This is a genomic window from Nostoc sp., from assembly GCF_041747015.1.
GTDB lineage: Bacteria > Cyanobacteriota > Cyanobacteriia > Cyanobacteriales > Nostocaceae > Nostoc.
On the sequence record NZ_JBGTFY010000401.1, the window covers coordinates 1 to 6,451 of the forward strand.

Consider the following 6,451-nt stretch of genomic DNA (forward strand, 5'->3'; position numbering starts at 1 on the left):
AAAGGTTGTGTTGCAGAAACTTTTTTAGGCCAGACAGCTATTTGGAAGAGGAATCAACTGAGCAGCTACTCCAAAGACTTCAGCAACGAATTTAAGTAAGGAGCTAAAAAGCAAAATATCAGGATGAAAAAAGTTTTGTTGTCAGGTTTGTTGCTGTTGTTATTATCCTCAGTAGCTTGCTCACTCGGCACATCCGGGACTTCTACGACGAGTGAAACAGAAGCAAGACCTTTAATAACAGGGGCAATTCCCGATCAAGATCCCCAGAAGTTGCAGCGACAGTACACTAAACTAGCCACCTATCTAGAGACGGAATTAGACGTACCAGTGGAATACAAGCCTGTCACAGACTATGCAGCAGCTGTAACAGCTTTTAAGGTGGGAGATTTAGACTTAGTATGGTTTGGAGGATTGACTGGTGTTCAAGCAAGACTGCAAGTTCCAGGTGCACAAGCGATCGCCCAACGAGAAGTAGACGAAAAATTCCATAGTGTTTTCGTGTCCAATAGGAAAAGCGGAATCACTCCATTTGGAAGCATCGCTGATCTCAAGCAACTTAAAGGGCATACTTTAACATTTGGTAGCGAGTCATCAACATCAGGGCGCTTAATGCCACAATACTTCCTACAACAAGCTGGACTCAAACTAGAAGACTTCAAAGGTGAAGTTGGTTTTTCTGGCGACCATGATAAAACTATTAAACTTGTGGAAGCAGGCACTTACGATATCGGTGCCGTGAATGAGAAAGTTTGGGTTAAGCGTGTGGGTTCCAAAGAAATAGATTTAGATAAAGTGCAAGTCATATGGCGCTCGCCTGCCTACTACGATTATCATTGGATGATTCACCCACAAGTTAAACAGCGCTACGGACCAGATTTTGTCAAGAAAGTACAAGATGCCTTCTTGAAATTAGACTCTAATGTACCTGAACAAAAGGAAATTCTCGAACTTTTAGAAGCAAACAAATTTATCTCAACCGAGAATTCTAATTACGCGCAAATTGAAGCAATCGGTCGGAAGATTGGCAAAATTAAATAACATACTCCCTCAAGTTCATTCAATATTTCTCTATTTATAAACATTTTTGCTTTTGGCAATTCAAATGTTACATGAACTTTGTAAGAAGCTACTTGTGTTTTGCAGTTAAATGTAATAGTATAAAAAATATATTTGTCTGACTACAAACCGTTGTAATTGGGGTGTAGAGGACAGTGTCATCTGCGCTGCTACAGTCAGCAAGAATGGAAATAAAGGGTTTGTTTTCAGCATAATCAAGGGAAACTCCCCTTAAAGTTGCGGCAAGACTTGATGCTGGGATTCGGGTAATCCTAACATGGAAGTTATAAAAATTTCCTGTTCATCTATCTAAGCGGGAGATTGTTTGCGTTGTAATATGTGTAGCACCTTGAGCAGTAATGTACCTTTACCAATTTTTGAACTCAAAAGCGTTAGCAAACAATTTGGCAACTTCCAGTCCTTAATAGATATCAACTTGCAGATTTGGACTGGAGACCGCGTCGCTCTTGTTGGTTCCAGTGGTGCAGGTAAAAGTACACTTATCAACTTACTAAACGGTACCTTGCGACCTACCCAAGGAGAAGTGTGGGTACTAGGTCGCAATTTGGCTCGTTTGCGTTCCAAGGCGCTACGTCAAGTCCAGCGCCAGATTGGTACTATATATCAGCAATTTCATCTCGTAGACAACCTGCGCGTTATCCATAATGTTAATGCTGGTCATTTAGGTCGCTGGTCGTTTCTCAAAGCAGCTGTTTCACTAATATTTCCAATGGAGGTTGAAACAGCTGCAAGAGCCTTAAAACAGGTAGGAATTCTAGAAAAGCTGTATGAGCGTACTGATCGCTTATCTGGAGGACAACAACAACGAGTAGCGATCGCGCGGGTCCTGGTACAAAACCCCAGTGCTATCCTTGCCGATGAACCAATTTCCAGTCTTGATCCAGAACGTAGCCGCGAGATTATGCAATTGTTACGCCATCTAAGCCAGGATTCCGGTAAAACGCTAGTTACTAGCCTTCATGCCTTTGAATATGCCCGCAGTTATTACAAACGCATCATTGGCTTAAGACAGGGACGTATTTTGTTTGATGCACCAGTTGAAGCAGTGTCACCAGCAATGGTTGAAGCGTTGTACAAAATTAACGAGCGACGGTAAAGCTTTTGCTATAAACTGCTCCGCGTCTGTGCAGTTAAAATCTTCATAAATCATGTAACAATCATAACCACTTAGTTGCTTATAGAATAATTTCCAAGCACTTATTAACAGCATCAAAATACTTAAAGTATTCGTCTTTTGTGACTCCCCAAGCTATATTTTCCCTTGAACCAGGATGCGAAACCGTATTACGATTTCTTCTGTCAAAAAGATTACAAATATCTATGCAAGTTCCGTGAGGCACCCACTTAGAAGCAAGGTATTTAACTGCATCATCTACTTCATATTTATTTTTTTTTGTTGGATCAATTGGATCAAATAGCAAACAAATTGCATGAACTTCGTTAAGAAGATGGTTAAGTGCAACTGAATAAAAGCCAATTCTTTCATTGAATACACGCAGCCGTATTTGTTCTACTATCTGTGCATCTTCTAGAAGTAGAAGCACTTTTGTATCTGGTAAGTCGTAGTAACCTGGACGCTCTGAAGCTATCTGGGCTTCTCGATAAACGCTGATGACTTGTCTAAAGGAAGGATTACTTTCTAGCTTGCCAAGTAATTCATCGTTCGTAAAATTAGTCTGACAGAGATACTTAATTATTAAATATATATCCCTAGTTGTCAAATCTTTCTTTTCATACAAAAATTGAGTAAAGTTATTTAAAACTACTTCATTTTTAGCAATTATGACAATTATTTCTCTTGGCATAGCCTTCACAAAATTAAAATCAAAGTCTGTAAAAATTTCTTCAATAAGATTGTTATTATTTTCTGTTTCTAAAAGTTGATTGACATTTTTATTGTACACTTCCTTTAATATTTCCTCTTGAAGAGAGCCGTCATGTCCAAGTGAGATATCAATACTTGAACTCTTGAGCTTTTGAAGTTCATCAAAAATATTGGTGATTTTGTTCTGTGGAGTTTCGTCACTGTCATCATCATTAAAATGGTACTCAGGCGAAACCTTCTTTAGATCCTTTAAGAGTTCTTTCTTATGCTCTAGGTCACTAAGCCAGTAAAGCCTAGTTTTTGTATTTAGCCTAAGACCTGAATGATAATGAAGTACATCTGATATTTGGGATGTTAGTGAGTCAGTGATCGTTTCTTTTTGCTGCTTTTCTGTAGTTTCTAAAAAATTTATAACTATAAATGTATCATCTACATAACGAATTATGTGATATTCTTTGAGAAAATCTCTATACTTACAAATTTCTGTATCAATAACCAAGTCACTACAAAGTAAATACAGATGCCCTAAAAATCCAGAAATAATGTCATTGTCTGCTTGTGGAATTCCACCCTTATTTTCTGATATGTAGTTGAAGTAGAAATTAATTTGCTCCTTAGTTGAAGCATCAAAACTTAGAGTTTCTTTAACACTCGGTTTCACAAACCTGTCAAGTTGTTGAAGAAGGATTGGAACTGAAACATGATCGAAGTAATTTTGAATATCTAGTTTTATTACAAGCTTGTTATCAATATCATTATTAGCTTGCATCCTAACTTGTTTTTTGAATTGTTTGTAGTAATTTTGGTAAAATGTAGTTTCATGATTAATTACTAAAGATTTATCTTCAAAATGCAGATTGCCGCCATAGTAGCATTTTAAATGTTTATGGTTTTTCACATAATCTTGTAATGATTTTTGAGATAGTTTTAGTAAGTAAAGACCTATTGAGTAGTATAAAACTCTCATTGGATAGGTAAAAAACTTCTGATTGCGAAGCCCAAGACAAGTTTTGGGAATAACATAATCGTGGAAGGCAAACTCACGGTTTAAACCATAAAAAAGATTGCTTGCTACTCTTTGATTAAAGTAGTCTTCTGTTTCAAGGGCAATTGTAAGTGGAACAATCTGCTTGTAGTAGAACATACTTAGCGTGTTGTAGTGCTTATTCTTCTCCATTTGTTGAATCTGGAAGTCTAACAGCTTTTTAGCTTGTTGCCAAAAAGTGAAGTCCAGAAAATGACCTAGCTGTGATGAGTTAAAGTTCTGCATAGTCAGCAATATTTGATTCTTCTATCCATAACATCAATATTAAGTGTTTATAAGCTAGCAATTTGTCTTTACAGCATCTTTATAGCTAGTCCATACCTAGATTAACAGTCATAATTCGCTTACAGATTGCTAGTAGCTGTTGACTCGCACTTCCTCAAACTCAGTGAATTAAAAAGGCTGGCATACTTTTGTTAAACATATTAGTAAGGTTATGTTTACAAATGACTTACGTAAATCATAATTTTAACAACCGTGCCAAAGACAGGCGTTCACAAACTAGCTGACCTCCCCAAGCAACCTTCACTGGTTAATTGGCATACTTTCTGGGGTCTGCTATTTGTAGCTGCCGTTATCTGGTCGTTGCACACAGCTGGCTTGTTCGAGCGGGATTTAGTGAATGTTGGTGGCTGGACTCTAGTGTGGCGCTTTCTACTGGCCGCTACTCGTCCTGAACTCAGCTTTGAATTTCTGCAACTGACTCTAGAAGCAACGCTGCAAACTCTCGCCTATGCCGTGTGTGGCACTTTCTTCAGTGTGCTTCTCGGTCTGGTGGGTGGTATTCTGTCTTCTGAGGTGTGGTGGTCTGTCTTAGTGGGAGGCTTTCAGTCCCAGTGGCTATTAGTACGAGCGATTTTGGCAATCCCTAGAGCGATTCATGAATTGATTTGGGGACTATTTTTCATCAACATTTTTGGACTCGATCCACTCGTCGCGGTATTGGCGATTGCCATTCCTTTTGGTGCAATTACCGCTAAAGTTTTCTCAGAAATTTTAGATGAAACACCCCGTGGTTCGTTGAGCGTACTGCTCAATAGTGGTGTTCCGCCGCTGAATGCCTTTGCTTACAGCCTGATTCCTCAAGCTTTTCCCAACCTACTCTCCTATACTTTCTACAGATTTGAATGCTCAATCCGTTCCGCTGCTGTTTTAGGCATCATCGGTGCTGGTGGACTGGGTTATCAGATTCTCCTCAGCCTCCAGTCTTTGCGTTACGAGCAAATGTGGACATTTTTGATTGCTCTAATGCTATTAAGTGGCAGTACTGATTTCTGGAGTGCGACGTTGCGTCGTCGTCTAGGCGCACCTAGTCGCCTAAATTTGAATACTTTGAACTTCTCCTACCAAAAGCCACTTAACCAAAGTAATCGCCTAGTGAACCTTTCGTCATTTGGCACAATCGTTTTGCTAATATTCTCCTTTTGGTATGTCAAAGCCGATTTCACTAAACTTTGGACACCCCAAACTGCTCAACTTTTGGCAAGAGTAATTCAAGACTCCTTCCCACCCGATATTAGTCAATTGAGTCAAGTGCTCACCCTTTCAGCGCAAACCCTGGCTATGTCCATTCTAGCGATTACTATTGCAGGGCTGGGCGGCATTTTGCTCTCTTTCTCTGCGGCAAATAATTTTTTGTTATCAGGAGGAATTCTAGATACAGGAGATAATAGTCATCGCTGCTGGTTAACCGCCGGTTCGGTATTCGCACGGTTTTTACTACTGTTTACTCGCGCTATCCCTGAATCAATTTGGGCGTTGATTTTTCTGTTTGTATTCTTCCCAGGTATTTTGCCAGGAGCGATCGCCCTTGGTATCCATAATCTGGGCATCTTGGGACGTTTGATGGCAGAAGTGATAGAAAATCTGGATGAACGAACAGCGCGATCTATTAAAGCTTTGGGCGCTACTGGTTCTCAAGTCTTCCTCTACGGCATTTTACCCCGCACCCTACCTCGCTTTGTTGCATATATGCTTTACCGCTGGGAAGTCTGCATCCGAGCAACGGTGATTGTGGGATTTGTAGGTGCTGGTGGTCTAGGTCGTTTGCTTACCGAACAGTTAAGTAACTTTGACTATAAAGGTATTATTGCTACCCTAATATGTTTTACTTGTCTAACCTTTGTGGTAGATCTGATTAGTGCTACAGTGCGACGAACATTACGCTGAAAAATTCTGCCTTGGGTGCTTTTTATCGTCGCTTGCGTTCTCGCCTGGGTACACTCAAAGCTATTACTGCTACTGCTCATAAGTTGGCACGAATTTTTTACCGACTTTGGACATCTGGAGGCGACTATCAAGATCCTGACATAGATTATTATGAGCAACGTTAACCGGAACGAGTCATTAATAACCTCCAGAAAAAGGTTGTGTTGCAAAAACTGGTGAGTTCTGGTAGAAATAGCATTTATACTTACTATCCGGCTCCGATTTATGAACTCTAAGTTTCCTTTCAAATGGCGTCACTTTGCTCCTGACATCATTTTGTGGGGAGTGCGCTGGTA

At 39.8% G+C, this 6,451-nt stretch carries 5 protein-coding genes; 4 read left to right on the forward strand and 1 reads right to left on the reverse strand.

Annotated elements, in window-relative coordinates; all coding sequences use genetic code 11:
* Window positions 1-123: 123 nt before the first annotated feature.
* Together ACEW80_RS31475 and ACEW80_RS31480 are read left to right on the forward strand one after the other, a co-directional pair.
* Window positions 124-1,038: a putative selenate ABC transporter substrate-binding protein gene (locus ACEW80_RS31475; RefSeq protein WP_373530377.1), complete on the forward strand. Its 915-nt coding sequence runs from the start codon at window positions 124-126 to the stop codon at window positions 1,036-1,038.
* Window positions 1,039-1,393: 355 nt separating this feature from the next.
* Window positions 1,394-2,173, forward strand: a complete 780-nt coding sequence (locus ACEW80_RS31480; RefSeq protein WP_373530378.1) for a phosphonate ABC transporter ATP-binding protein — start codon at window positions 1,394-1,396, stop codon at window positions 2,171-2,173.
* 79 nt (window positions 2,174-2,252) lie between these two features.
* Here the strand turns inward: ACEW80_RS31480 and ACEW80_RS31485 are convergent, their stop codons facing one another.
* Window positions 2,253-4,172, reverse strand: coding sequence for an AbiA family abortive infection protein (locus ACEW80_RS31485; protein WP_373530379.1), 1,920 nt, complete (start codon window positions 4,170-4,172; stop codon window positions 2,253-2,255).
* 303 nt (window positions 4,173-4,475) lie between these two features.
* Between ACEW80_RS31485 and ACEW80_RS31490 the strand changes: the two genes are divergently transcribed.
* Window positions 4,476-6,116: a PhnE/PtxC family ABC transporter permease gene (locus ACEW80_RS31490; protein WP_373530381.1), complete on the forward strand. Its 1,641-nt coding sequence runs from the start codon at window positions 4,476-4,478 to the stop codon at window positions 6,114-6,116.
* 11 nt (window positions 6,117-6,127) lie between these two features.
* Window positions 6,128-6,280: a hypothetical protein gene (locus ACEW80_RS31495; RefSeq protein WP_373530380.1), complete on the forward strand. Its 153-nt coding sequence runs from the start codon at window positions 6,128-6,130 to the stop codon at window positions 6,278-6,280.
* Window positions 6,281-6,451: the final 171 nt, after the last annotated feature.